This window comes from Stenotrophomonas sp. GW821-FHT09E08 (assembly GCF_059416125.1).
This window is the reverse complement of sequence record NZ_JBWKOO010000020.1, coordinates 1-21,925: the sequence shown is the minus strand read 5'-3', so window position 1 is coordinate 21,925 and position 21,925 is coordinate 1. Positions and strand designations below refer to the sequence as shown.

The window sequence follows — 21,925 nt, the reverse complement described above, 5'->3', positions numbered from 1 at the left end:
TAATGTTTTGCCCCTGCCTGACGATTCTGCCCCGGGTCTCCCCCCCGACGGGCAGCGCCATATTTTCATACAAAATGCGAAGTACTTGTCAAGACCCAGGTAAATGCGCAAGAGTTGCGCGACCGGCAAGGGGCCTCGTGCCGGCACTAAACCCCAGGGGGGAACGTATGTCGGAACTTTTCCTCGGGCAGATCATGCCCGCGGCGTTCAGTTTTGCGCCGAAGAACTTCGCGTCCTGCAATGGCCAGCTGCTGCCCATCGCACAGAATCAAGCACTGTTTTCACTGCTGGGCACCACGTACGGGGGCAACGGCACGATCAATTTCCAGCTGCCCGATCTGCGCAGCCGTACGCCCATCGGCGCGGAAAATGGTGGACCGCTGGGCGTGATCGGCGGCGTCGAGAATGTCACGCTGCTGGCTTCGCAGATTCCACCGCACAACCATACTTTCAATGGCACCACCACTGCTGCCAGTACACGCATTCCCGCCGGAAATGTATTACTTGGCAGCACCGGCACGTTGAATGTCTACGCTGCGGCCAGTGGCACGCAGGTTCCGCTCAACGCGCTTGATAATGCTGGCCAGAATACGCCACACGCCAATATCCAGCCCTATCTGGCGCTGAATTTCTGCATCGCGCTGAGCGGCGTTTTCCCCTCGCGCAACTGACCGGAGCCTCGACATGTCAACACCGTATCTCGGTGAAGTGCGTCTGTTCCCCTACAACTTCGCGCCGGTCGGCTGGTTCGAATGCGATGGGCGCCTGCTCCCCATTGCGGAATATGAGGTGCTGTTCAACCTGATCGGCACCACCTACGGCGGCAACGGCGTGGATACCTTCGGGCTGCCGAACCTGTCCGGTCGCGTGCCTGTCCACCAGGGCCAGGGAGGCGGCTTGTCCAACTATGTTCTTGGCCAGTCGGGCGGTACAGAAACGGTGACGTTGACCAGCGCGCAGTTGCCGGCCCACACCCATGCGTTCAATGCGGTGACGTCGGCTGCAAGCTCGCCAACACCGGCGAACACCCTGCAGCTGGGCGCGGTCAGCGGCGAGACGCTGTACACCAACAACATCGCCGGCATTGCCAGCGGCAACCTTGCGCCCAGCGCAGTCGGTGCAAGCGGCGGCAGCCAGCCGCACGACAACACCATGCCTTCGCTGGTGGCGCGCTACTGCATCGCATGGGCCGGCATCTATCCGTCGCAGGGCTGACGATCACCATTCGGCTACAAGGACCTATCTCATGAGCGATCCGTATCTTGGCGAGATCCAGATTTTCGGCTTCAACTTCGCCCCGAACAGATGGGCCACGTGCCTGGGGCAACTCGTTCCCATCCAGCAGAACACCGCACTGTTCTCGTTGCTGGGCACGACGTTCGGCGGCGACGGTCGCGTCACCTTCCAGCTGCCCAATTACATCAACAGGGCCAGCTGCGGCCAAGGCACCGGCCCCGGGCTGACACCGCGCGATATGGGTGAGACCTTCGGCGTCGACCAGGTCAGCCTCAACCTGAGCGAGATCCCTTCCCATACCCATGCCGCGCGCATCTACAACCAGCCCAACAAGGCTTACCGCACCGGCATTCCCGCCGCGAGCGATGCATTGGTCACGCCAGGGGCGGTGTCGATCCTCACCCCTACCACCACAGCCAACAGTGCCTATCCCATCACCACCATCGGCGTTGCCGGTGGCGGATCTCCACACGAGAACAGGCAGCCGTATCTGGCGATGAACTTCTGCATCGCCCTGGCCGGTGTCTTCCCACCGCGACCGTGAGCACGATGGCTGCACTGGCGTTTCCTTCGTTGCGGGCGGCGTGGCTGCCGGCGGCGGAGGGAACGTTGCCGCCGCACCTGCGATGGCGCGAAGCGAACGACGATGACCTGCCCTTCCTGCGCCAGCTCTACGCCGACACCCGCGCGGCCGAGCTGGCAGCTGCGGCGTGGCCACAGACACTGCGGCAGCAGTTCCTCGACAGCCAGTTCGCGTTGCAGCACCTGCACTTCACTACCTATTACCAGCCGGCGCATTATCTGCTGGTCGAGCATGCGGGCACGCCGGCCGGCCGTCTTTACCTGCACAGTGACGGGCACCAGGCCACCGTCATCGACATCGCACTGACAAGCGCGATGCGCGGCAGCGGTATCGGCTCACACCTGCTGCGCCTGGTCCAGCAGATTGCCCGGCGCGATGGCCTGGCGGCCGTTGTGCTGCACGTGGATAAACGCAATGTGGCAGCACAGCGGCTTTACCATCGCCTGCACTTCATCACCGAAGCCGATATCGGCAGCCACCTGCAGATGCGTTGGCCGACGGCCTGATTCAGTTGAACAGCGCCTGGTAGATGAAACCGGTGCGGTCACGTGCGATCGGCACCAGGAAAATACCGAACTCGCCCAGGCCGTGATGGCGCATGGTGTAGGTGCGCTGCGGAAACAGCACCGCCGATTCATTGCGGAACAGCAGCGAGAATGGCGCGCGCATCTGGCCGGTCAAGCGCTGATCGGGCAGCGGTGCGGCCTCGACGAGCACGAACGGTATGCCGGTGTTTTCGATGTCGGCACTGAAGGTTTCGTTGAGATGACCTGCGAACTGGTCCAGCTGGAAAAAGTGCATGCGTCCCCTCCCCCGGTTGTAAGCGAGCATGCCCAAGCCGTCGCACGCTTTCAATGGGGGCGGCGCGAAGGCCATGCGGGCGCGAACGAGGGATACTCGCGCTTCCCTTGCCCGGCACATCAAAGGACCGAGTCCATGCGTATCTGCCTGCTGCTGTTCGCCCTGTGCGGCCCCCTGCTGGCAAGCGCAAGTCCGCCCTCCGCGCCGGCCGCCACCCGGCTGCCCGATGCAGCCCTGCCCGCGACGCTGGATCGCGTACTGCGCGATTACGAGCAGGTGTGGCGCAGCGGTAATGCCAAGGCGCTGGCCACGTTGTTTGCAGAGGATGGCTTCGTACTGCAGAGCAACCAGCCACCCGTGCGCGGGCGCAGTGCCATTGAGGCGGCGTATGCCGGCCAGGGCGGCAGCCCGTTGCGGTTGCGTGCGCTGGCCTACGCCGCGGAAGAGAACACCGGTTACATCATCGGTGCCTACAGCTACAGCAACAACGTGGGGGATACCGGCAAGTTCACGCTGACGCTGAAGCGCGTGGGTGACGCCCCGTGGATGATCTTCTCGGACATGGACAACGGCAACGCGCCGCCACGGGCGCGGTGAGGGTTTTCCGCCGGGCATGGCCCCGCGCTACCGGACACCAACCAAGGTTGGCAGCTACCAGAAGCAGGTTCCGGAGTAGATCCACGCCATGCGTGGATGCAGCGCGCAAAAAAAACCCGGCGCGTGGCCGGGGTTTTTCGATTCACTTGAACAGCGTGTCCGGATACTCCGGTTTCTGTTCCCGTGCCAGCAATGCGCGCAGGCCTTCTTCAGGCGTCTGCTCGCCGTGCAGCACCGCACGCACGCGGTCGGAGATCGGCAGGTCGATGCCATGACGGCGCGCCTGTCGCATCACTTCGTCGGCGGTCTGCACCGACTCGACCACCTGGCCGATTTCGCGCACGGCATCCTGCAGCGTCTGGCCACGGCCCAGGGCCAGGCCCAGGCGGCGGTTGCGCGACAGGTCGCCGGTGCAGGTCAGCACCAGATCGCCCAGGCCCGCCAGGCCCATCAGCGTTTCCGGCTTGGCGCCGATCGCAGCGGCCAGGCGCAGCATCTCGTTGAGGCCGCGGGTGATCAGGCCGGCACGGGCGTTGAGGCCCAGCTGCATGCCATCGGCCACACCGGTGGCCACGGCCAGCACGTTCTTCATCGCACCGCCCAATTCGGCACCGACCATGTCGTCGCCGGTGTAGGCGCGGAACGCCGGGCCATGCATCGCCTCGGCCACCGTCTGCGCAAACTCGGGCACGTCGCCGTGCACGGTGATCGCGGTCGGCAGGCCCTGGGTCACTTCCTTGGCGAACGACGGCCCGGTGACGACGGCCAGCGGCACGTCCTCGCCCAGCACTTCGCGCGCTACTTCGTGCAGGAAGCGGCCCGAACCGGGTTCAAAACCCTTGGTGGCCCAGGCCACGCCGGCACCAGCCGGACGCAGCGGCGCCAGCGCGCGCACGGTTTCGCCGAACGCGTGCGACGGGGTCACCACCAGGATCCAGGCCGCGCCTTCCACCGCCGACGCCAGGTCAGTGGTGGCACGCAGGCTGTCCGGCAGCGGGATGCCCGGCAGGTAGCGCGGGTTCTCGTGGCGCTGGTCGATGGCCTCGACCATGGCAGCGTCGCGCCCCCACAGCACGGTCGGGTGACCGTGCCGTGCGAGCAGGCTGGCCAGCGCCGTTCCCCAGGAACCGGCACCCAGCACGGCGATCTTGTCAGCGGTAGTGCTCATCCGTGACGTCGCGGCAGGAATCAGGCGTTGCCAGCCGGCTCGGAGTCAGCCAGCGACGGTGCGTCGCCCTGCTCCTGGCGCTGGCGCAGGGTTTCTGCGTACAGGCCTTCGAAGTTGATCGGCTGCAGGAAGAACGGCGGGAAGCCGCCGGCCTGGATCAGGTCGCTGACCAGCTGGCGCACGTACGGGAACAGGATGTTCGGGCACTGGGTACCGAGCAGCACGTCGATCGACTGCGGGTCCAGGCCGACCAGGCCGAACACGCCGGCCTGCTTCACTTCGGCGACGTAGGCGGTGCGCTCACCGGCCTGGCAGGTCAGGGTCACGGCCAGCACCACTTCGAAGGCGTTCTCGCCCAGGCGCTGCACCTGCTGGTTCAGGTTGAGCTGCAGTTCCGGCTGCACCTGGTCATTGAAGATGGTCGGAGCATTCGGCGACTCGAAGGAAACGTCCTTGACGTAGATCTTCTCGACGGTGAAAGCGGGGCCGGTGGCGGCATCGGCCGGCGCAACGGCGCCGTTGGTGGTCTCTTCGGACATTTCCAGTAACTCCAGGTGAATGCAATGAAAACGATGGTCGAACTACTGCGATGGGGGCGGTTCCAGGCCCATACAAGGCCGGATCCGCCACCTGCGACAATCAGTTGCGGCCCTTGACCAGCGGCAGCTCGGCCTGCTGCCAGGCGGGAATGCCGCCGTCGAGCACGTAGACCTTCTCGAAGCCGGCCTTCTTCAGCGCCTTGGCGGCGGTTTCCGAGGCGTTGCCACTGCGGCACACCAGCACCACCGGCGACTGCTTGGCGTTGGCCACCAGCTTGTTGTCCGGGCCGAAGGCACTGGCCTGGGCATTGCGGCTGCCGGCGATGTGGCCCTTCTCGAAGTCACCGCTGGCCGACAGGTCGACCACCACCGTGCCACCTGCATTGATCAGCTGGGTCAGTTCGGCGGGCTTGATGCCCTTGAAGCCCCGGAACAGGCGGCGGATCTCGGTGACGATGATGGCCACGGTCAGGCCGACCAGGGCCGCGGACAGCATCGGGTTTCGGCCTGCAAAGGCCAGCAACTCTTCGTAATTCACTCAGGTCACGGGTCGATTAAGCGGGCGCCGATTGTCGCACAAGCCGGACGCGGCCCGTCACTGCCCCTTCCACAGGTCCGGCAGGCCAGCGGTCTGCCACCAGCGCTTGGCCTCGGCATCCCAGCGCCAGCGTTCGACCACCACCACGGTGCGCTCGGCCTGTGTGTTCTGGTTGATCACCCCGATTTCGACCCGGCGCTCGACCAGGCCCCCTTCCAGCGCGGCGCTGCTGCGCTCGCGGTAGGACGACACGCGCAGCTGCGCGTAGCGGTTGAGCTCGAACTCGGTGGGCGGCTTTTCCTTGCGCAGCTTGGGGTCCAGATAGCCAATGGCATCGTCCATGCTGCCCCAGCGGATGGTGGCGCCGTAGGCGATCTGGGTCTCTTCCAGCAGCTTGCGCTGCTTGCGGCTCAAATCGTCGGCCGAGGCCACGGCGCTGACCAGCAGCAGGGAGAACATCAGGAACTGGATGAGGCGGCGCATCGGTGGTTTCCCCAGAACGTCAGCCTGCCATCCTACCCTTTGGCGAAGGCTACGAAGCGACCACTGAACTCGGCGGCAGGCTTGCCGTCGGCGCCGGGCTGGATGGCGACGATGCTGATACGGGCCTTGCGGCGCTGGCGGAAGGTGTTCAGGAAGGCGTCCCAGCCGGTGGCCTCGGCCGCTTCGGCATGGGCGTGCAGGTCTTCGTAGACCGGCGCCAGGTAGCGCAGGTTGCTGTCAGCCACGTAAACCTCGGCATCGTGGCCGGCCAGGCGCAGGCGCAGGCTGACCAGCGCCCAGCCGGACAGGGTCAGCACCGAGGCCAGGCTGCCACCGAAGGCATTGCCCTTGTCGTTGACGTTGGCGGCCAGCGGCGCGGTGATGCGCAGCACGCCATCGGCATAGCCGTCGAGCTGGATCTGCATGGCGCGGACCGCCGGCATGCAGTCCAGCACGTCCTGCAGGGCGGCCAGCGAGGAAGTCAGAGCATCAACGGACATCGGAGCAGAGACCACGACAACGAAGGGCCCGCATAATGCAGGCAATGGCCGACCATACGATACCCACTGGCGCCGCCGGTTCCGACGCGGACTGGACCTTCATTTCGCTGCGGCCGCAGGGCCAGCATGCGGCGCTGCGCCGCGCCGTTGCTGGGCTGGACGGGCATCTGCTGGCGCTGTCGCCCTGGCGGCTGCAGCGCCTGCATGGCACGCCAGTGGTGCGCCAGCTGCAACGCGCGCTGAACTGCGATCGGGTGGTGTTCACCAGCCCGGCCGCAGTGGCAGCGGCCGCGTCCCTGCTGCCGCTGGCCGACGCGCAGCGCAGCCCGTGGCTGACCGTGGGCGACGGCACCGCGCGTGCGCTGCAGGCGCAGGGGGTCAACGAGGTACATGCGCCGCAGCGGATGGACAGCGAGGGCCTGCTGGCGCTGCCGGTGCTGGCCGACGTACGCGGCCTGCGCATCGGGCTGGTGACCGCCCCCGGCGGGCGCGGCCTGATCGCTGCGCAGCTACAGGCGGCCGGCGCCAGCATCGAACGTGCCGACGTCTACCAGCGTCGCCTGCTGCGCCTGTCGCCACGCGCACTGGCTCGATTGGCGCATTCAGCGTATCCGTGGGTGCTGGCAGTCAGCAGTGGCGAAGCGCTGCAGCATTTCTGGCAACAGCTTCCACGTGCGTTGCAACAACGCCTGCAGGCCCACGCCAGCGTGGTGGTCGCCAGCGATCGGCTTGGCGAGCAGGCGCAGGCACTGGGCCTGCAGCGCATCAGCCGTAGCGCCGGCCCTGCCGGTGCACAGCTGGTGAGCGCTGCACACGCCACGCTCACCGTCCCGGCAGCGACCTGAACAGGGACGTGGATCACGCTTGCCGCTGTCGTCGGCAACAGTGATGCTGTGCACAACGCGGCCTGCCGGAACCCCACCGGCGACTTGCCGACAAGGAAGCCCGATGAACGAGACCCCGCCCGTTTCCCCGCCCCGTCGACCGGTGCGCTGGCTGCTGCCGCTGGCCGGCGTGGTCGTGCTTGGCGTGGGTGGCTATGCCGGCTGGCGCTTCTGGCATGAGCAACAGGACGCACAGGACGCACAGGCACAGACCACCGCCGTGCAGCTGCAGGGCCTGGAAGCCACGCTGGATGCCCTGCGCCGCGACCAGCGCGCGACCAGCCAACGCCTGCAGGATGCCGCCGCCACCAACCGCGTGCTGCGCGACGAGATGCTTGGCCTTTCACAGCGTAGTGCGCTGCTGGAAGAAAATCTGGCCAAGCTGGCCGACAGCGCCAACCAGGGCCGGCAGGCGGTGCAGCGCGACGAGGCCGAGCTGCTGCTGACCCAGGCCGCGCAGCGCCTGAACTACGCCGACGATGTGGAAGGTGCGCGTCGTCTGTACGCGCAGGCTGCCACCGCGCTGGCCGATCTGCCCGACAGTGATGGCCTGAACCTGCGCCAGGCACTGGTGCAGGAGCGCGAAGCGCTGGACACGCTCGGCGCCGGCCCACGTGTGCAGTCGCTGCAGCGCCTGGATGCATTGGCCAAGGCATTGCAGGGCCTGCCTTCGCAGGTGACGGGCAGCGCCACCGCGACCGCCAGGCCCTGGTGGCAGGCCACGCTGGCACCGTTCGTGGACATCACCCCGAGCCGCCAGAACGGCCCACTGACTGCCGCCGAGCGCCACAACGCCGACGATGCGCTGCAGCTGGAACTGACCCTGGCGCGTGCGGCCATTGAACGTGGCGACCGCAGCGGACGCGATACCGCATTGGCGCGCGTGGAACACTGGGCACAGCGGCGTTGGCCGGATTCACCGGCCCTGCGCGCGCAACGTGCTGAACTGAAGGCCTTGCGCGAGCTTCCGTTGCAGGCCAGCAACACCGTTCTTGGCAGCACCCTGCAGCAACTGCGCACCCAGACCGACCGGAGGTAATCCCGCATGAAACCCCTGCAATCCCTGGTCGTGCTGTTGCTGGCCGTGGCCATCGGCGTGGTCGCCGCGCAATGGCTCGGCGCCGATGACCTCAACCGCTTCGGCGAAGTGACCCTGCGCTATGGCGGCTACGACTATCACAGCAACCTGCCGAAGGTTGCCCTGCTGACCGTGGTCGCCGTGCTGGTGCTGTGGCTGCTGTGGAGCCTGATCGCCGCACCGTTCCGTGCCTGGGGCCGCTACCGCCGCAAGCAGGGCCGGGTGCGCCTGATCGACGGCCTGCAGGCCTATGAGCATGGCCAGTGGCAGCGCGCGGAAAAACTGCTGGATGGCGCGGCGAAGGATCCGGAAGTGAGCGCGGTGGCGCTGGCCAACGCCGTGCGCAGTGCGCAGGCGCGTGCCGATGGTCCCGCCGGTGAAGCACTGCTGCAGCGCCTGGGCGAAAGCGATGCCACCCTGCAGGCGCTGCTGCGCGCCGAGCAGCTGCTGGCGCGCGACCTGCCGGTGGATGCGATCAACGCGCTGGACGTGGCAGCGATCCAGCCGCTGCCGCCGCGTGGCCTGTGGCTGCGTACCGAGGCACTGGCCCGCGCCGGCCGCGCACACGAGGCGTACGGCCAGTTGGGCGCACTACGCCAGAGCAAGGTGCTGCCGGCCGAATCGAACAGCGAACTGGAAGCACGCCTCGCCGCACAGGCACTGCTGGAAGCAGCCGACGTCAATGCGCTGGCCGCACAGTGGGAAGCCACGCCGAAGGCGCTGCGCCCGACCCCGGACGTGGTCGGTGCGTATGCCAGTCGTGCGGTTGCGTTGAGCTGGGACGAACCGGCGCTGCTGGCGTTGGAACACGCCCTGGACCAGCGCTGGGACGATGAGCTGGTGGCGCTGTACGGCCGCCTCCCAGCCGAGCGCCTGGCCACCCGCCAGGCCAATCTGGCGCGCTGGCGCAACGTGCATGACAGCTCGGCCGCGCTTCGCCTGGCGCAGGGCCGCGTGGCCCTGGCCCAGCAGCAGTGGGATGCCGCCGATACGTTCCTGCACGAGGCGATTGCCGCCGGTGCCGGTGCCCCGGCCTGGGAAGCACTGGGTGAACTGTTCGCACAGCGTGGCGACCACGCGCTGGCCGCGCAGTGCCTTGCCAATGCGCTGCGCCTGCAGCGTGGCGAGGACAGCGTGGAACTGGTGCGCGGCACCGAGGCGCCGCTGCGTGCCACGGTGGAAGAGCAGCCGATCGCGGTGCAACCGCCGGTGTACGACGCCAACGAAGAGCGCGACGAATTCGGCAACCCGCGGTTGCCGTGATCCCTGCCGAAGCGTGCCGGCCAACGGTCGGCACCCACCGGAGCAAGAAAAAACGCCGCCCAGTGGGCGGCGTTTTCATCTGTGGAACCCGGTAGTCGCCAACCCTGGTTGGCGCTCTGACATCTTCCGAACGATGACATCGCATGGCCGACCAAGGTCGGCATCTACCACAGCAGATCCAGCGCGCATTCCCGGTAGTCACCAACCTTGGTTGGCGCGCGGTCGCAACGATCAGCGTTCGACGATCGCGACCACACCCATGCCGCCGGCGGTGCAGATCGACACCAGCGCGCGGCCACCGCCGCGTTCGGCCAGCTGCTTGGCCGCGGTGGCGATCACGCGTGCGCCAGTGGCGGCGAACGGATGGCCGGTGGCCAGCGACGAGCCCAGCAGGTTGATCTTGTCCGGGTCGATGCGGCCCATCGGTGCATCCAGGCCCAGGCGGTTGCGGCAGTAGTCCTCGCTCTCCCACGCACGCAGGGTGCACAGCACCTGTGCAGCGAAGGCTTCGTGGATCTCGTAGATGTCGAAGTCCTGCAGGGTCAGGCCGTTGCGCTTGAGCATCTCCGGCACGGCCACGGTCGGTGCCATCAGCAGGCCTTCGCCATGCACGAAGTCCACGGCAGAGACATGCGCGTCGCGCAGGTAGGCCTGCGGCTCATGGCCGTGCGCACGTGCCCACTCTTCGCTGGCCAGCAGCACGGCGGCGGCGCCATCGGTGAGCGGGGTCGAGTTGGCGGCGGTCAGCGTGCCACGGCCGGAGACCTTGTCGAACGCCGGCTTCAACGTCGCCAGCTTTTCCAGCGAGGTGTCGGCGCGCAGGATGTTGTCGCGCTCGACGCCGCGGAACGGTGCGATCAGATCGCTGAAGAAACCGCGCTCATAGGCCGCGGCCAGCTTCTTGTGCGATGACACTGCCCACTCGTCCTGCGAGTCGCGCGAGATGTTCCATTCCTTGGCCATGTCCTCGCAGTGGTCGCCCATGCTCTTGCCGGTACGCGGCTCAGCCACGCCCGGGAATTCGGGCTTGAGCTCGGAGAACTTGAAGCCGGAGGTCAGTGCACGGATCTTGTCACCGGTGCTCTTGGCACGGTTGGCAGCCAGCAGGCGCGCGCGCAGCTTCTTGCCGTACACGATCGGCACGTCGGAGGTGGTGTCCGAACCGCCGCCGATGCCCGATTCGATCTGGCCCAGCGCGATCTTGTTGGCGACAGTGATGATGCTGTCCAGCGAAGTGCCGCAGGCGCGCTGCAGGGTGATGCCGGGGGTCAACGGCGACAGGCCGGAGGACAGCGTGGCTTCGCGGCCGAGGTTCCAGTCGCTGGAGTGCTTGATCACCGCACCCATCGCCACTTCACCCAGCTGCTGGCCGTGCAGGCCGAAACGTTCGACCAGCGCGCCCAGCGTACGGACCGACATGCCGAGGTTGCCGACATCCGAATACGCGGTGTTCTGGCGGCAGAACGGAATGCGGACGCCACCGAGGATGGCGACGGGACGAGCGTTGGGCATGGAGATACCTGGCATGGATGAGGGTGTCTGCAACATGGCCTGCACGACGGAGCAGGCATAATGGAGCCAAGTGTAGCTGCCGCCCTGTGATGGGCCAACCGTGGAACCATGAGCAAACCCGACCCCGCGATGAATGCCCTTGGCGTGCTGGCCCTGGAACTGGCCGGCGGCGAAATCCCCCGCCAGGCGGTGCTCAGCGCCGAACAGGCCGGTGAACTGGCCGAACGCGTCGGCCGTGACCTGGCCAAGCAAGTGCCGCAGGTGGCCGAGCTGGACCTGGTGTTCGCCGCCGCCCATTTCGACCCGGCCGAAGTGCTGCGCCCGGGCTGGCCGATCCACCGCCGCCTGGAAGAACTGCAGATGCGCGCACCGGGCCGCAACCAGGGGCCGCGGCTGCTGGCCTTCGGTACCGACGCCAGTGGTGATGTGCCGCTGCCGTTCCAGGCCGATGCCAGCCTGGTGGGCGGTGGCCTGCGCGTGGTGCCGTTCCTGCTGACCGGCAGCGACGTGGCCACCACCAATGCGGTGGCCGAAGCGCTGGAAGACACGCTGCTGGCCAATGGCATGGCCCATGCCGACACCGCGCTGATGGCGCAGAACGCGTTCGGCGCCCGTATCGAGCATGCGCGCTATTTCACCGTGAACGACCTGGCCGCGATGATGTCGATGCAGTACGACAACCAGGGCCTGGCCGCGCTGTGGCCGCTGATCGAGACTGCGATCATGGCGCCGGGCGAGGACGAGTGGCTCAATGCCGCGCCCGAGCCGCTGCTGCGCTATACCCATGGCGAAGCACGCATGGCGCTGTTCGATCCGGCCGGCTGGTGCGCGCATTACGACCACGGCAACAACGACTGCGACCGCCTGCAGGGTATCTACGAGCAGTTCCTGATGCGCCAGCGGCAGATGGCTGCGGTGCTGGAAGCGCACGGCGTGCCGGTGCTGTTCGTGCACTGCGAAGCCGGGCAGGACGCGCGCGAGCTGCTGGCGCGCTGATCGGAAACAGCGACCGCCGCGTGTTGTAGAGCCGAGCCCATGCTCGGCTCAGGTTCTCCGAAAAGCAGGTAGTGCCGGGCGCTGGCCGGCAACCTCCAGATCTGCGATTGCCGGCCAGCGGCCGGCACTACCGATCAAGAAAAACGCCGGCTTGCGCCGGCGTTTTCCATTTCCGGCAAGGCCGTCCTTACGGCGCCTTCTGGATCACAGCACAGGCCAGGCGTGCGCCGGCATTGCCGGTCGGCTGGGTCTTGTAGTCGTCCGCATCGGCGTGGACGATCAGGCCTCGGCCGATGATGTCGAAGTCATCACCCTTGCCGATGTTGACATTGCTCGACACCGGGCCATCGATGGTGGCCACGCCCTTGTCGTCGGCCTTGATGTTGGGCATGTCGCCGCCGTGGTGCGGATCGACGGCCACGCTGCCGTGGTCCTGCTTGCCCGGGTTGAAGTGGCCACCGGCGCTCATGCCGTCCGGCGCGCTGCAGTCGCCCTTCTCGTGGATGTGGAAACCGTGCTCGCTGCCCGGCTTCAAGCCGCTGATCTGGCCGGTCACGTGGACCTTGCCGTCGACCACCTTGAAGGTGACGCTGCCCTTGGTCTCATTGCCCTGGGTCGGTGCCAGTTCGGCCGTGGCCGAGGCGTCGGCAGCCGGAGCTGCTGCCGGCGCTGCGGCCGGTTCGGTGGTGGCGCCCTCGGCCGGGGCGGCCGGCGGGGTTTCAGTCTGCGGCGCAGCGGGCTGCTGGTTGCAGGCCGCCAGGCCCAGTGCGGCAATGGCCGCGAACAGCGAAGTGTGGATCAGACGCATGGAATCTCTCCCTGGATGATGCCGGCAACGATCAACGGACAACCCGGATCACGCCACAGGCGATGCGGACGCCGGCATTGCCGGCGGGCTGGCTGCGATAGTCGTCGGCATTTGCATGCACGACCAGTGCACGTCCGGCGATATCGGTGGCGGCGCCTCCGCCAAGGGTAACCCCCTTGAGGTGGATATCGACGTTGGCGCGGCCCTGGGCGTCGGCACGCAGATTGTCCATGTCGCCCAGGTGGTGCTTGCCGGTGCCTGCGCGGCCATGCGCGGTGCCACCGGGGTTGAAATGGTTGCCGGCGCTACTGGCATCCACCGCGCTGCAGTCGCCGCGCTCGTGGATGTGGAAGCCGGCCTGCTGCAGGGGCTGCAATCCACCGACCAGGCCGGTGATGTGGATGCCACCGGGCTCCACCATCAGCGCGATGCGGCCGCTGACGATGCTGGCCGAGGCCGGCGAGAGGTTGGCCTCGGCCTGCTTGGCGGCGCTGACCATGGTCGGGGGTGGCGGGGTGGGCTCGGCCTTCTTCGGCGCACTGCCACAGGCAGACAGCAGCACGGCGGCGGACAACGGCAGGATGGCAAAGGACAGACGCATCGAAGACTCCTTGCAGGTGACACTACGGACGGCATCGTCCATGAACGATCAACAGTTCGGCAAGCGGGTGCGAGGATCGCGTGCAGGGACCGTTCAATGGCCCCCGCGGCGGCGCCCGGCGCCCAGCTTGCGGGTGAGGGTATTGCGGCCGAGGCCCAGGCGGGCAGCGGCTTCGGCACGGCGGCCATGGGTGATCTGCAGCGCCGCCTCCAGCAAGGCATGATCGACCCGCTCGCGCACCTGTGCGTGCAGTCCTTCCACGCCCTCACCCAGCTGCCGGCGTGCCCATTCGGCCAGCAGCGCCTCCCACTGCCCCGGATCGGCGCCACTGGCGCTGCTGCGGCGGCCCCGCGTGCGATTCAGCGCGGTATCAACGTCGGCCACGCCGATGGTATCGGCGGCGGCCAGCGCCGCCATCCGCCAGCACACGTTCTCCAGCTCGCGTACGTTGCCCGGCCAGTCGTGCTCGCGCAGCGCCTGCAGGGCGGCGGCGGTCAACCGCTTCGGCGGCGTATCCAGCCTGTGTGCAGCGGCAGCCAGGAAGGTGCTGGCCAACTGCGCGATGTCCTCGCGGCGCTCGCGCAGCGGCGGCAGCTGCAGGCGCACCACGTCCAAGCGGTGCAGCAGATCGGCGCGGAACCTCCCCTGCGCCACCAGACCTTCCAGGTCCTGGTGGGTCGCGGCGACCACGCGCACATCGACGCGGATCAACTCGCGGCCACCGACGCGGAAGAACTCGCCCTGTGCCAGCACGCGCAACAGACGGGTCTGCAGCGGCAGCGGCATGTCGCCGATCTCATCCAGGAACAGGGTGCCACCGTTGGCCTGCTCGAAGCGACCGATATGGCGGCGCTGGGCACCGGTGAAGGCGCCGGCTTCGTGGCCGAACAGTTCGCTCTCCAGCAGCTCGGCTGGGATGGCGGCGGTATTGAGCGCAACGAAGGGCGCCTGTGCGCGCGGCGATTCGCGGTGCAGGGCATGCGCCACCAGCTCCTTGCCGGTGCCGGTCTCGCCGGTGATCAACACCGCCAGCGGTGCCTGCGCCAGGCGGCCGATAGCGCGGAACAGCGCACGCATCGGCGGGGTGTCACCCACCAGCTGCGGTGGCTGATCACTGCGGGTCTCGGCTGCGGTTGTGGGCGCAGCCATTGCCGGCGCCACCGCCGGCAGCACGCGCTGCGCCAGCGCCACTGCATCATCCAGATCAAACGGCTTGGACAGGAATTCATGCGCGCCGCCGCGGAATGCACCGGCGGTACTGGCAACATCGGTATAGGCCGACATCACCACCACCGGCAGTTGCGGCAGCGCGGCCTTCAGCTTGTCCAGCAACACCAGGCCACCGTCGCCGGGCATGCGTACATCGGTGAACAGCAGCGCCGGCGGCGGGCCCTCGCTCAGGGCCTGCAGGGCGGGAGCGGCGCTGTCGAAATCGACCACCTGATAGCCCGCCTCGCGCAGCGCGGTGCACAGCACGAAGCGCACGGCACGGTCGTCGTCGACCACCCAGATGCGTTGTGCGGGAGTGGAGGTGTCAGACATCGCGCGGGGCCTCCTCGGCCGGGGCGGCGCCGTTGCCGATCGGCAGCAGCAGAGTGAACACGGTATGTCCCGGGCGCGAGCGGTAGGTCAGCGTGCCGCGATGTTCGCGTGCGACCTGCTGCGCCAGCGCCAGGCCCAGGCCAGTGCCTTCGGCGCGACCACTGACCAGCGGCAGGAACAGATGCTCGGCCAGCTCCTCGGGCACGCCACGGCCGTCGTCGGCAATCTCCAGGCGCAGCGCCAGCGTGTGCAGCTGCTCGGCGATGCGTACGCCGTGCTCGACGCGGGTGCGCAGGGTGATGTTGCCGGCACCAGCCTGGATCGCGTTGCGCACCAGGTTCCACACTGCCTGGGTGAGGCGGTCGGCGTCGCCATGGAATTCGGGAATGCTGGGGTCGTAGTCGCGCTGCAGGCGTACCGCCCAGCCGGCCTCGTTCTCGGCCAGGCGCAGCACGCGTTCCAGCGCGGCGTGGATGTTCAGTTCGGCGTGAGGCGCGGCCGGGGCCGGTGACAGCAGCTGGTCGAGCAGGCCGTTGAGGCGCTCGATCTCCGAACCGATCAGCTCGATCAGCTCACGTTCGCTGGCGTCACGCTGGGCCGCGCGCCGGGCCAGCAACTGGGCCGCGCCCTTCAAGCCAGCCAACGGATTGCGCAGTTCATGGGCCAGCCCCTTCAGCGCCGCGCTGAGCGCGCTGGGCAGGGCCTGGGTCGGGTCGAGCCCGGGGAACTCATCGACCGGGTGCGCCTCCAGCAACCAGCCACCATCGTCGCGGCGGCTCATCCAGCCCTCGGCGAAGCGCGGTGCCTCGCCGGGCACCGCCAGCGCCAGCCGGTTCAGGCGCAGGCTGTCGCGCTCATCGCGGGCCAGGAAATGGGCCAGCGCCTCGCCCTGCACCTCCAGCGCGGCCAGGGGCTGGCCGAGCAGGCGGCGGATGCTGACACCCAGCCAACGCGCGAAGGCCGGGTTGCAGCCGATGATGCGGCCATCAGCCCCAGCCCAGGCCAGCGGCGTGCCCAGGGCGTCGAGGGATGGCGGCGGTGTGGGGTCGGACATTGCACCAATGTAGTGCAAAAACCGGATCCGGGGTCAGAGTCCTTTCCGTATGGAAAGTGGACGGTTTGGCAAAGTCTGTGCTGTTCGCACCAACTATCTATGGTGATCCGCGTGACTACAGACTTTGCCGCACTCGGGCAATTTATTCATTGGTTCGGTCAGGTGAGGGGCAAAAGCAGACAACCTAGGGAGTCAAAGGAAGGACTCCCGCGCCGTTCCGATGCAAATAGGCCGATGATCAGGGAAACGGCCTCCGCTGGCGCGAAGGACCAGCCTCGGGGAACACTAGGTGCAAAGTGTTGCGTAGACCTGCGGCACCGCCAGGGCGCAGGCGAGCTGCCATGGCCCGGGTATGCGCCTCCATGAGCAACACATACCATGTCCTAGTCCGCAGATCCTCGTCTGCGGGATAATTTCTTAACAGGTCCAATGCCCGCCGTACCGTTCTGGGCAGCGTCCTTTCGCCCAATCCAGCAGTGGAAATGTCAACCTGCGCCTCTGACAAATAGGCACCCTGCAACTTCCGAAGCTGCTGCCTAAGGACATAGCCTTCAATGAGCTCAGCGTGCGCCTGCTTCCGGCGCTCACCGGAGGATTCGACCGAGAGGGCCTCTTCGGCCAACGTCTCTTCACGGTTTTCCGTCTCCCCCGACATATCTGCCGCAACACCAAGGAGATCGGCTACCGTCCACCCGACCCGCCATATATCAGCGTGCGCCATGGGAACGCTCGTGGTACGGACCCGGCCGTCCCAATCATGGAACCATGCATTGACACCCAAAGACTCCCGCTTCACCGGCTCGCCGAGTAGATGGATCAGAACTTGGTCGTCACGCTCTTGGTGTACCAACTGCGGCATGAAGGGTACATAAGCAGCCTCTTCGCCCCTACTGACGTCAAGATGAATCGCGTACAAACCGTCAAATAGCCTGGCAGCTGCCCTTGTTGTGGAGCCAAGCGACTTGACCAACTCTGGGCCAGCGAGCGACCAAGGGACCACGTCCTCGCTTCTCTCCACACCTAAACGTGTGGCCTCACTATCTTCAGGACTGAACTTTAACGTTGAGAATTCAGGTGTGAGCTGCTCCTCACCCAATGCTGCACCAATGAATGTCCGTGATCGCGTCGTCGTGCGCGGCGCCGTGTACACATACACCCGCTTACCTTGAGAGGTAGAAGTACTTTCCAATGCATAGAGCGAGCTAGCTCCATCCGAAACCGGAAGGTGCGCAATCAGCTCTATATCGCCAGCCCCTGGCACCTTGAACAGATTATCGAACCCGATCAGAGTTTCTAGGCCCTTGCACCCGGGAGCGCTGTTCAAGACGAAGTCTATAGCCAATCCTCGGACGACATCATCTCGTGGCTCATCCTCAGGTCGACTGACTTTATTTTTCAGTAGATCTCTAACGGCATCTGCAAGACGCAGGCCATCATCTCCGTACGAGCGAGAATTCTCTCGATTCCTTAGTTCGTTCAATGGCTCCCGATCTGCACGCTCACCTGAATGAGGCGGGGAGTACAGCGCTTCAGCAGCCAAACAGAGCCATTCCACGGAGGTCACCGCCCCCGCATGATGGATGCTAACTGAATGCCCACATGAGCTGTTACGCGACAGCCTTCGAGCCTTTGCCACGATCAACCATGCGCGGCGTCGCAAGTGTGATTGGTTCTCCTTAGCGGCGAGATCTCTGAAGAAGTCTGTGCGGCATACAGCTTGCGCCAATGACTGACGACGCGCCCGGCTTTGCGGGATCTCCTCAATCGTCTGACCATTCTCGACCCATGGATTCGGGTCGAGCAGCCGATCCAATCCCTCAATGGCATACAGCCAGTGATAACCCCGTTCTTTGAAGGCGGGGTACCAATCTCCTCCGTCTTTGGTCCGGTGGCGCTCGTCGTAAGCTCTGTCCCACGTCGCCCAGAAGCCACATGATTCGAGCACTATCTGGAGCATGCAGAGATCCCAGAGTGCGTCCATACGCCCATGAACTGATCACACAGACGAAGCAACTTCTTCGCCTGCTGCCGGACACGAGCTTTCCAATTCACGTGAATGACGACGTGATCTGGGAGCAGATCCGGAACGACGTCCACGAGCCCTCCTACTTGATGAGGCGTGCTGCTGAAAGGCGTGGCGTTCACATCCCAGAGCCTGAGAGCCCAATCATCTCCTACCGATACCAAAAGTGCGCCCCTCATCAACAGCCTTTGCTGTTCGCGCGAAACGGGTAGTCTTCTGCGCTGACGAGGCCAAAGATCTGCGGCCGAGGGCGGAGCCGGAAGGTCGGCTAGTATCCGCGATCGCCTTCTATTCGAAAAATACCCTCTGGCAATGGGCTATAGGCTGATCCAAATCCAGCTTTCGAAATGCATCCATCGCTGAGGCATTCACCACCGAGGGAGCCTTGTTCTCGTAAATCCAGCGCATTGCCTGCATCAATTGGCCGTGGCTAAACACGACCACCTGCTCATGCTCGGAATGGGATTCAAGAATGCGTAGCGCTCGCTCAGCGCGGGCAATTAGCTGGGCAAATGACTCCGCCCCAGGTCCATCCACATAGTTGGGATCGCAACGGGACCAGTAGTCCTCTATCCGACACATCGCCGCAAGGCCGAAATCACCTGCGTATTGCTTCATGAAGGCGTACTTTGCTCTTACCCTTTGGCAAAGTACGCGGCGGCTTTTTTTAGGATGTCTCGCTCTTCAGTGACGCGGAGTAGCTCAGCCTTGAGCCGGCGCACTTCCGCGCCCCGGTCCTGCTCCACGCGCCGGCCCACGTCGCCTTGCCCAGGCTCAAGTCCGCCGCCAATTGCTTGAGCTTGCGGCTTTCCTCCTCCAGCAGTCGCAGCCGCCTGAGCTCGGACGGCCCCCGCCCACCGTATTTCTTTCGCCACACATAAAACGTCGCCTCCGCGATGCCCATCTTGCGACACACCTCGCCGACCGCCGCCCCCCTTCCAAGCTAGACCTGCTTGAGCGCGTACGCGATCTGCTCCTCGGTAAAACGGGACTTCTTCATCGCCTGATTCCTCGTAATCCACGGGGCCCATTCGGGGCGAAGCCTCTACTTTACATTGGCCCGATTTTCAGAGAGAGGGGGCAGGGGGGGATACGCCAAAATTAGCTGCGCCCGCGTCAGGTCCTGAAAATAACGAGAGCCAATACGATCTATGCCGCTACCATTCAACCGTGTAATCCAAGCAGAAACCGGTATGTCATGACAGAGTAAGTTCAACGCTGTCCTTGTGCTACAGCCAGAACGAGGCCGAAGCCCACCAACAGACCACCGAAGACCCGATCGATCCAATGGCGGAGGGCCAACAACCGATCGCGCACCCGGCGCGTCGAGAAGAACAATGCCACGGCCGAGAACCAAGCGAAGTGGATGAAGGCGATGAATACACCATAGCCAATCTGCACATGCAACGGCGTGTCTTGCCGGATCACCTGCATGAACAGGCTAACGATGAAGATCGTAGTCTTCGGATTGAGCATGTTCGTCAGAAATCCTGTTCGCAGTGCTGCAGTGTCCGACAACTGCGCGACGTTGATCGCTTGCAAGTCAGTCGCCGGCTTCGAACGAAGCATCTTGATGCCTAGGTAGATAAGATACACCGCACCAGCCAGCTTGATCGCATTGAACAGCCAGATCGACTGGCGGATCAACATGCCAACACCCAATAGCGTGTAACTAACATGCACCAGTACAGCAAAGCCTATACCGGCGGCGGTGACGACACCCGCGCGGCGCGATACCATCAGGCTGTTTCGCGAAACCATCGCAAAATCAGGCCCGGGACTGATCGTGGCTAGCAGGGCAATTGCGAAAACGGCGAGCACTTCAGGCATGGGTACTCCAATAAAGTTAAGTTCGCTAATGGCAGGGGATTCAAGGATTCATTCAGCTCGGCCGCTGCGTAGAGGCCACGGAGAATTCAGCATGAATCACAATGCGAGCAACCCTCTTGAATCATAGCCATCATTCAGAGCACTTCGAATCAGTGTGGGCGGAGAAATTTGCAGGAAACTATAGGCAACCAGTTGTGATACCTCGTTAAGTTCTTCACTTTGTGCATCATTGCAGAGTTTTGGCTACCAAACCTATCCAGTCACCGGCAAGCCTAGATAAGTTATCTACAAGGCGTCTATTTAGAAGAGGTAGCATAGGACTGTGGAGGCAATGCGCGCACTGGGTACAGATGGCGGGTTCGCTGAAATACTAAGTCCCTCGCGGGGGCCACAAAATCATACGTCGCGACCAAGATGCTGCCCCCATACACATGTGGAGCATCATTGGTCATGATTGACTGATACCAGTGCTCTTCCAGGCTATATCAAGCGACCAATCTGTACCCCCGATTCTCTCTGCCTTGGTTTTTGTTCAACGGTGACACTCCCCTAACTTCAGGATCCACGCATCTTTCGGAGCTAGAATTGATACGTATCTGATAAATTCATTCACATGCACAGAGCACCGTCGGTGACCAACTGTTTCAATCGATATCAATTCAAAGGCTTTAGAAAGAGATCTCCCGCTCCCCCCCATTTCATCCAGTCGGATGACCAACCCCTTCCATCCTTTCACGCAACATGTATCTATCGAGGTTTCGAAGTCAGTCAGCCCTGAATTGAGGCTCTGATCTGTACGACTCGATATGGGCCGATCACTGATAAACAATGGTGAAGGTCGCCCGTCCATTTGCGACACCCGCATCGACGGTACCGGCCTGGGTCTGCACATAGCGGGCACGCATCGGCAGAGTCATGACACTGGTACCCGGCACGGTGGTGCCGACGTTGACGGTCTGGCCGAAACGCACTTCGCGCTCGGTGCTGCCATCGCGCTGGACCATCTGGATGCCGATGCGGGTGGCGCTGTTGGTGGCCGCGCTCAGCTTCAGCACGCCGGGCATGTTCGAGCTGTCCTGGTCGGCGTCCAGGCGGATGCCGATCGTGCTTTGGTTCGTGGCGACGTTACTGCCCTGGCAGTTCAGGCGGATCTCGAAGTCACGATCGACCGCACGCGAACCAACGCCGGTGAAGGTGGTGTTGGGCACGCTGCCGAAATCAACGGCGATGTTGCGGCTGCCGGCCTGCACTTCGCAGGTCGGGCTGACCACGGTGGTGCCCGAGCCCCTGAAGGTGGAGGTCAGCACCGGGCGGCTGGGGCCATCACCATCGAAGTAGTAGGTGGTGAAGCGACCGTTCGGCGCGATCACGCCCGAACCGGTCTGCGCGGCGGTCTTGATCAACTGGATACGAAACTGGCCTCCGAGCAGCCTGACTATAGCTAGGCCTTCATATTTGATGGTGTGAGGGTAGTAGGTCTGTATTAAGCCGGAGTCGCGGAACAGGCGGATACCTACGCCGGCGATGTCTGTTTCGTAGACATCAGAAAGGCCAGTGACCGGTCGACGTTGCGCCGCATTGACGTACTCGCCGATCAAGCCTCCCCCCGACAGGCTACAGGTGCCAACTCTGGTGTGCTGGATAATCGATTCGCTGATCTCCTTGATCACGCCGCCCACCGGCGTGCTGGGCAGGATCACGATCTGACCCATGTCCATCGTCACGTCCTGCGCAACGAACGTGCTAGAACGAATGTTGCAAGCTGCACTGGCCTGCTGCGCCAGCAGCACGCCCCCCAGCAGGGCCAACGCGGCCAATGCCTTGCGGCCACGGGAAGAAATCATCGGCATGCTGCCTCCAGCGGGATGAAGCCGGTCTTGGACGCATCG

The 21,925-nt window shown here is 64.8% G+C and carries 24 protein-coding genes and 2 pseudogenes; 9 read left to right on the top strand and 17 right to left on the bottom strand.

Features of this window, described 5'->3' with window-relative positions; genetic code table 11:
- The first annotated feature begins 167 nt into the window (after positions 1 to 167).
- From AC07M7_RS19310 to AC07M7_RS19295, 4 genes are read left to right on the top strand one after another with little or no spacing between them, the layout of a single operon-like run.
- The gene (locus AC07M7_RS19310; RefSeq protein WP_495208069.1) at positions 168 to 671 is read left to right on the top strand and encodes a phage tail protein; all 504 of its coding nucleotides are present in this window, start codon (positions 168 to 170) and stop codon (positions 669 to 671) included.
- A 13-nt stretch (positions 672 to 684) separates the two neighbouring features.
- The gene (locus AC07M7_RS19305; protein ID WP_495208068.1) at positions 685 to 1,215 is read left to right on the top strand and encodes a phage tail protein; all 531 of its coding nucleotides are present in this window, start codon (positions 685 to 687) and stop codon (positions 1,213 to 1,215) included.
- A 31-nt stretch (positions 1,216 to 1,246) separates the two neighbouring features.
- Positions 1,247 to 1,780: a phage tail protein gene (locus AC07M7_RS19300; protein WP_495208067.1), complete on the top strand. Its 534-nt coding sequence runs from the start codon at positions 1,247 to 1,249 to the stop codon at positions 1,778 to 1,780.
- Positions 1,781 to 1,785: 5 nt separating this feature from the next.
- Positions 1,786 to 2,325: a GNAT family N-acetyltransferase gene (locus AC07M7_RS19295; protein WP_495208066.1), complete on the top strand. Its 540-nt coding sequence runs from the start codon at positions 1,786 to 1,788 to the stop codon at positions 2,323 to 2,325.
- A 1-nt stretch (position 2,326) separates the two neighbouring features.
- Here the strand turns inward: AC07M7_RS19295 and AC07M7_RS19290 are convergent, their stop codons facing one another.
- On the bottom strand, positions 2,327 to 2,620 hold the full coding sequence (locus AC07M7_RS19290; protein WP_495208065.1) for a DUF6916 family protein: 294 nt from the start codon (positions 2,618 to 2,620) through the stop codon (positions 2,327 to 2,329).
- 135 nt (positions 2,621 to 2,755) lie between these two features.
- On the opposite strand from AC07M7_RS19290, the gene AC07M7_RS19285 reads away from it, so the two are divergent.
- Entirely contained in the window at positions 2,756 to 3,217 is a 462-nt protein-coding gene (locus AC07M7_RS19285) for a YybH family protein (protein ID WP_495208064.1), read from the top strand.
- 142 nt (positions 3,218 to 3,359) lie between these two features.
- On the opposite strand, the gene AC07M7_RS19280 is transcribed toward AC07M7_RS19285, so the two are convergent.
- From AC07M7_RS19280 to AC07M7_RS19260, 5 genes are all read right to left on the bottom strand, one after another.
- Positions 3,360 to 4,385, bottom strand: coding sequence for an NAD(P)H-dependent glycerol-3-phosphate dehydrogenase (locus AC07M7_RS19280; RefSeq protein WP_004134677.1), 1,026 nt, complete (start codon positions 4,383 to 4,385; stop codon positions 3,360 to 3,362).
- A 20-nt stretch (positions 4,386 to 4,405) separates the two neighbouring features.
- Entirely contained in the window at positions 4,406 to 4,924 is a 519-nt protein-coding gene (secB, locus tag AC07M7_RS19275) for a protein-export chaperone SecB (RefSeq protein ID WP_046985370.1), read from the bottom strand.
- A 100-nt stretch (positions 4,925 to 5,024) separates the two neighbouring features.
- Complete coding sequence (locus AC07M7_RS19270; protein WP_004134671.1) at positions 5,025 to 5,462, bottom strand: rhodanese-like domain-containing protein; 438 nt, start codon at positions 5,460 to 5,462, stop codon at positions 5,025 to 5,027.
- Between the two features lie 57 nt (positions 5,463 to 5,519).
- On the bottom strand, positions 5,520 to 5,945 hold the full coding sequence (locus AC07M7_RS19265) for a hypothetical protein (RefSeq protein WP_065724080.1): 426 nt from the start codon (positions 5,943 to 5,945) through the stop codon (positions 5,520 to 5,522).
- Between the two features lie 32 nt (positions 5,946 to 5,977).
- Positions 5,978 to 6,445 (bottom strand): YiiD C-terminal domain-containing protein, encoded by a 468-nt coding sequence (locus AC07M7_RS19260; protein ID WP_046985372.1) that lies wholly within the window; start codon positions 6,443 to 6,445, stop codon positions 5,978 to 5,980.
- A gap of 35 nt (positions 6,446 to 6,480) precedes the next feature.
- Here AC07M7_RS19260 and AC07M7_RS19255 point away from each other — a divergent pair, with 35 nt between their 5' ends.
- From AC07M7_RS19255 to AC07M7_RS19245, 3 genes are all read left to right on the top strand, one after another.
- Positions 6,481 to 7,290 carry a uroporphyrinogen-III synthase gene (locus AC07M7_RS19255; protein WP_046985373.1) on the top strand — a complete coding sequence of 270 codons (810 nt, stop codon included), beginning with the start codon at positions 6,481 to 6,483 and terminating at the stop codon, positions 7,288 to 7,290.
- A 103-nt stretch (positions 7,291 to 7,393) separates the two neighbouring features.
- Positions 7,394 to 8,368, top strand: a complete 975-nt coding sequence (locus AC07M7_RS19250; protein WP_430766710.1) for a uroporphyrinogen-III C-methyltransferase — start codon at positions 7,394 to 7,396, stop codon at positions 8,366 to 8,368.
- Between the two features lie 6 nt (positions 8,369 to 8,374).
- Positions 8,375 to 9,670 (top strand): heme biosynthesis protein HemY, encoded by a 1,296-nt coding sequence (locus AC07M7_RS19245; protein WP_495208063.1) that lies wholly within the window; start codon positions 8,375 to 8,377, stop codon positions 9,668 to 9,670.
- 231 nt (positions 9,671 to 9,901) lie between these two features.
- Here the strand turns inward: AC07M7_RS19245 and AC07M7_RS19240 are convergent, their stop codons facing one another.
- A complete protein-coding gene (locus AC07M7_RS19240; RefSeq protein WP_136638478.1) occupies positions 9,902 to 11,197 on the bottom strand; it encodes an acetyl-CoA C-acetyltransferase in 1,296 nt (431 codons plus the stop codon).
- 93 nt (positions 11,198 to 11,290) lie between these two features.
- Here AC07M7_RS19240 and AC07M7_RS19235 point away from each other — a divergent pair, with 93 nt between their 5' ends.
- Positions 11,291 to 12,178, top strand: a complete 888-nt coding sequence (locus AC07M7_RS19235; RefSeq protein WP_482998495.1) for a hypothetical protein — start codon at positions 11,291 to 11,293, stop codon at positions 12,176 to 12,178.
- Between the two features lie 187 nt (positions 12,179 to 12,365).
- Here the strand turns inward: AC07M7_RS19235 and AC07M7_RS19230 are convergent, their stop codons facing one another.
- The 10 genes and pseudogenes from AC07M7_RS19230 to AC07M7_RS19185 form a co-directional block, all read right to left on the bottom strand.
- Positions 12,366 to 12,986, bottom strand: a complete 621-nt coding sequence (locus tag AC07M7_RS19230) for a superoxide dismutase family protein (protein WP_136638477.1) — start codon at positions 12,984 to 12,986, stop codon at positions 12,366 to 12,368.
- 31 nt (positions 12,987 to 13,017) lie between these two features.
- Positions 13,018 to 13,587, bottom strand: coding sequence for a superoxide dismutase family protein (locus tag AC07M7_RS19225; RefSeq protein ID WP_046985378.1), 570 nt, complete (start codon positions 13,585 to 13,587; stop codon positions 13,018 to 13,020).
- Positions 13,588 to 13,680: 93 nt separating this feature from the next.
- Positions 13,681 to 15,129, bottom strand: coding sequence for a nitrogen regulation protein NR(I) (ntrC, locus tag AC07M7_RS19220; RefSeq protein WP_495208062.1), 1,449 nt, complete (start codon positions 15,127 to 15,129; stop codon positions 13,681 to 13,683).
- A complete protein-coding gene (locus tag AC07M7_RS19215; RefSeq protein ID WP_046985391.1) occupies positions 15,122 to 16,183 on the bottom strand; it encodes a two-component system sensor histidine kinase NtrB in 1,062 nt (353 codons plus the stop codon). The genes ntrC and AC07M7_RS19215 overlap by 8 nt, the downstream gene beginning before the upstream one ends.
- A 238-nt stretch (positions 16,184 to 16,421) precedes the next feature.
- Positions 16,422 to 18,140 (bottom strand): hypothetical protein, encoded by a 1,719-nt coding sequence (locus AC07M7_RS19210; protein ID WP_495208061.1) that lies wholly within the window; start codon positions 18,138 to 18,140, stop codon positions 16,422 to 16,424.
- Positions 18,141 to 18,494: 354 nt separating this feature from the next.
- Positions 18,495 to 18,788, bottom strand: a complete 294-nt coding sequence (locus AC07M7_RS19205; RefSeq protein ID WP_495208088.1) for a histidine phosphatase family protein — start codon at positions 18,786 to 18,788, stop codon at positions 18,495 to 18,497.
- Positions 18,777 to 18,943, bottom strand: a pseudogene (locus tag AC07M7_RS19200) (IS3 family transposase); the annotation flags it as partial. The pseudogene AC07M7_RS19200 and the gene AC07M7_RS19205, both read right to left, overlap by 12 nt.
- A 26-nt stretch (positions 18,944 to 18,969) precedes the next feature.
- Positions 18,970 to 19,206: pseudogene (locus AC07M7_RS19195) on the bottom strand (transposase); the annotation flags it as partial.
- A gap of 212 nt (positions 19,207 to 19,418) precedes the next feature.
- Positions 19,419 to 20,036: a LysE family translocator gene (locus AC07M7_RS19190; protein ID WP_495208060.1), complete on the bottom strand. Its 618-nt coding sequence runs from the start codon at positions 20,034 to 20,036 to the stop codon at positions 19,419 to 19,421.
- A gap of 815 nt (positions 20,037 to 20,851) precedes the next feature.
- A complete protein-coding gene (locus tag AC07M7_RS19185) occupies positions 20,852 to 21,886 on the bottom strand; it encodes a fimbrial protein (RefSeq protein WP_495208059.1) in 1,035 nt (344 codons plus the stop codon).
- Positions 21,887 to 21,925: the final 39 nt, after the last annotated feature.

What these genes read in the sequence shown, in the direction of transcription:
- AC07M7_RS19310 (WP_495208069.1), top strand. Translation starts at nt 168, where the DNA reads ATGTCGGAACTTTTCCTCGGGCAGATCATGCCCGCGGCGTTCAGTTTT.
- AC07M7_RS19305 (WP_495208068.1), top strand. Translation starts at nt 685, where the DNA reads ATGTCAACACCGTATCTCGGTGAAGTGCGTCTGTTCCCCTACAACTTC.
- AC07M7_RS19300 (WP_495208067.1), top strand. Translation starts at nt 1,247, where the DNA reads ATGAGCGATCCGTATCTTGGCGAGATCCAGATTTTCGGCTTCAACTTC.
- AC07M7_RS19295 (WP_495208066.1), top strand. Translation starts at nt 1,786, where the DNA reads ATGGCTGCACTGGCGTTTCCTTCGTTGCGGGCGGCGTGGCTGCCGGCG.
- AC07M7_RS19290 (WP_495208065.1), bottom strand. Translation starts at nt 2,620, where the DNA reads ATGCACTTTTTCCAGCTGGACCAGTTCGCAGGTCATCTCAACGAAACC.
- AC07M7_RS19285 (WP_495208064.1), top strand. Translation starts at nt 2,756, where the DNA reads ATGCGTATCTGCCTGCTGCTGTTCGCCCTGTGCGGCCCCCTGCTGGCA.
- AC07M7_RS19280 (WP_004134677.1), bottom strand. Translation starts at nt 4,385, where the DNA reads ATGAGCACTACCGCTGACAAGATCGCCGTGCTGGGTGCCGGTTCCTGG.
- secB (WP_046985370.1), bottom strand. Translation starts at nt 4,924, where the DNA reads ATGTCCGAAGAGACCACCAACGGCGCCGTTGCGCCGGCCGATGCCGCC.
- AC07M7_RS19265 (WP_065724080.1), bottom strand. Translation starts at nt 5,945, where the DNA reads ATGCGCCGCCTCATCCAGTTCCTGATGTTCTCCCTGCTGCTGGTCAGC.
- AC07M7_RS19260 (WP_046985372.1), bottom strand. Translation starts at nt 6,445, where the DNA reads ATGTCCGTTGATGCTCTGACTTCCTCGCTGGCCGCCCTGCAGGACGTG.
- AC07M7_RS19255 (WP_046985373.1), top strand. Translation starts at nt 6,481, where the DNA reads ATGCAGGCAATGGCCGACCATACGATACCCACTGGCGCCGCCGGTTCC.
- AC07M7_RS19250 (WP_430766710.1), top strand. Translation starts at nt 7,394, where the DNA reads ATGAACGAGACCCCGCCCGTTTCCCCGCCCCGTCGACCGGTGCGCTGG.
- AC07M7_RS19245 (WP_495208063.1), top strand. Translation starts at nt 8,375, where the DNA reads ATGAAACCCCTGCAATCCCTGGTCGTGCTGTTGCTGGCCGTGGCCATC.
- AC07M7_RS19240 (WP_136638478.1), bottom strand. Translation starts at nt 11,197, where the DNA reads ATGCCAGGTATCTCCATGCCCAACGCTCGTCCCGTCGCCATCCTCGGT.
- AC07M7_RS19235 (WP_482998495.1), top strand. Translation starts at nt 11,291, where the DNA reads ATGAGCAAACCCGACCCCGCGATGAATGCCCTTGGCGTGCTGGCCCTG.
- AC07M7_RS19230 (WP_136638477.1), bottom strand. Translation starts at nt 12,986, where the DNA reads ATGCGTCTGATCCACACTTCGCTGTTCGCGGCCATTGCCGCACTGGGC.
- AC07M7_RS19225 (WP_046985378.1), bottom strand. Translation starts at nt 13,587, where the DNA reads ATGCGTCTGTCCTTTGCCATCCTGCCGTTGTCCGCCGCCGTGCTGCTG.
- ntrC (WP_495208062.1), bottom strand. Translation starts at nt 15,129, where the DNA reads ATGTCTGACACCTCCACTCCCGCACAACGCATCTGGGTGGTCGACGAC.
- AC07M7_RS19215 (WP_046985391.1), bottom strand. Translation starts at nt 16,183, where the DNA reads ATGTCCGACCCCACACCGCCGCCATCCCTCGACGCCCTGGGCACGCCG.
- AC07M7_RS19210 (WP_495208061.1), bottom strand. Translation starts at nt 18,140, where the DNA reads ATGCTCCAGATAGTGCTCGAATCATGTGGCTTCTGGGCGACGTGGGAC.
- AC07M7_RS19205 (WP_495208088.1), bottom strand. Translation starts at nt 18,788, where the DNA reads ATGTGTCGGATAGAGGACTACTGGTCCCGTTGCGATCCCAACTATGTG.
- AC07M7_RS19190 (WP_495208060.1), bottom strand. Translation starts at nt 20,036, where the DNA reads ATGCCTGAAGTGCTCGCCGTTTTCGCAATTGCCCTGCTAGCCACGATC.
- AC07M7_RS19185 (WP_495208059.1), bottom strand. Translation starts at nt 21,886, where the DNA reads ATGCCGATGATTTCTTCCCGTGGCCGCAAGGCATTGGCCGCGTTGGCC.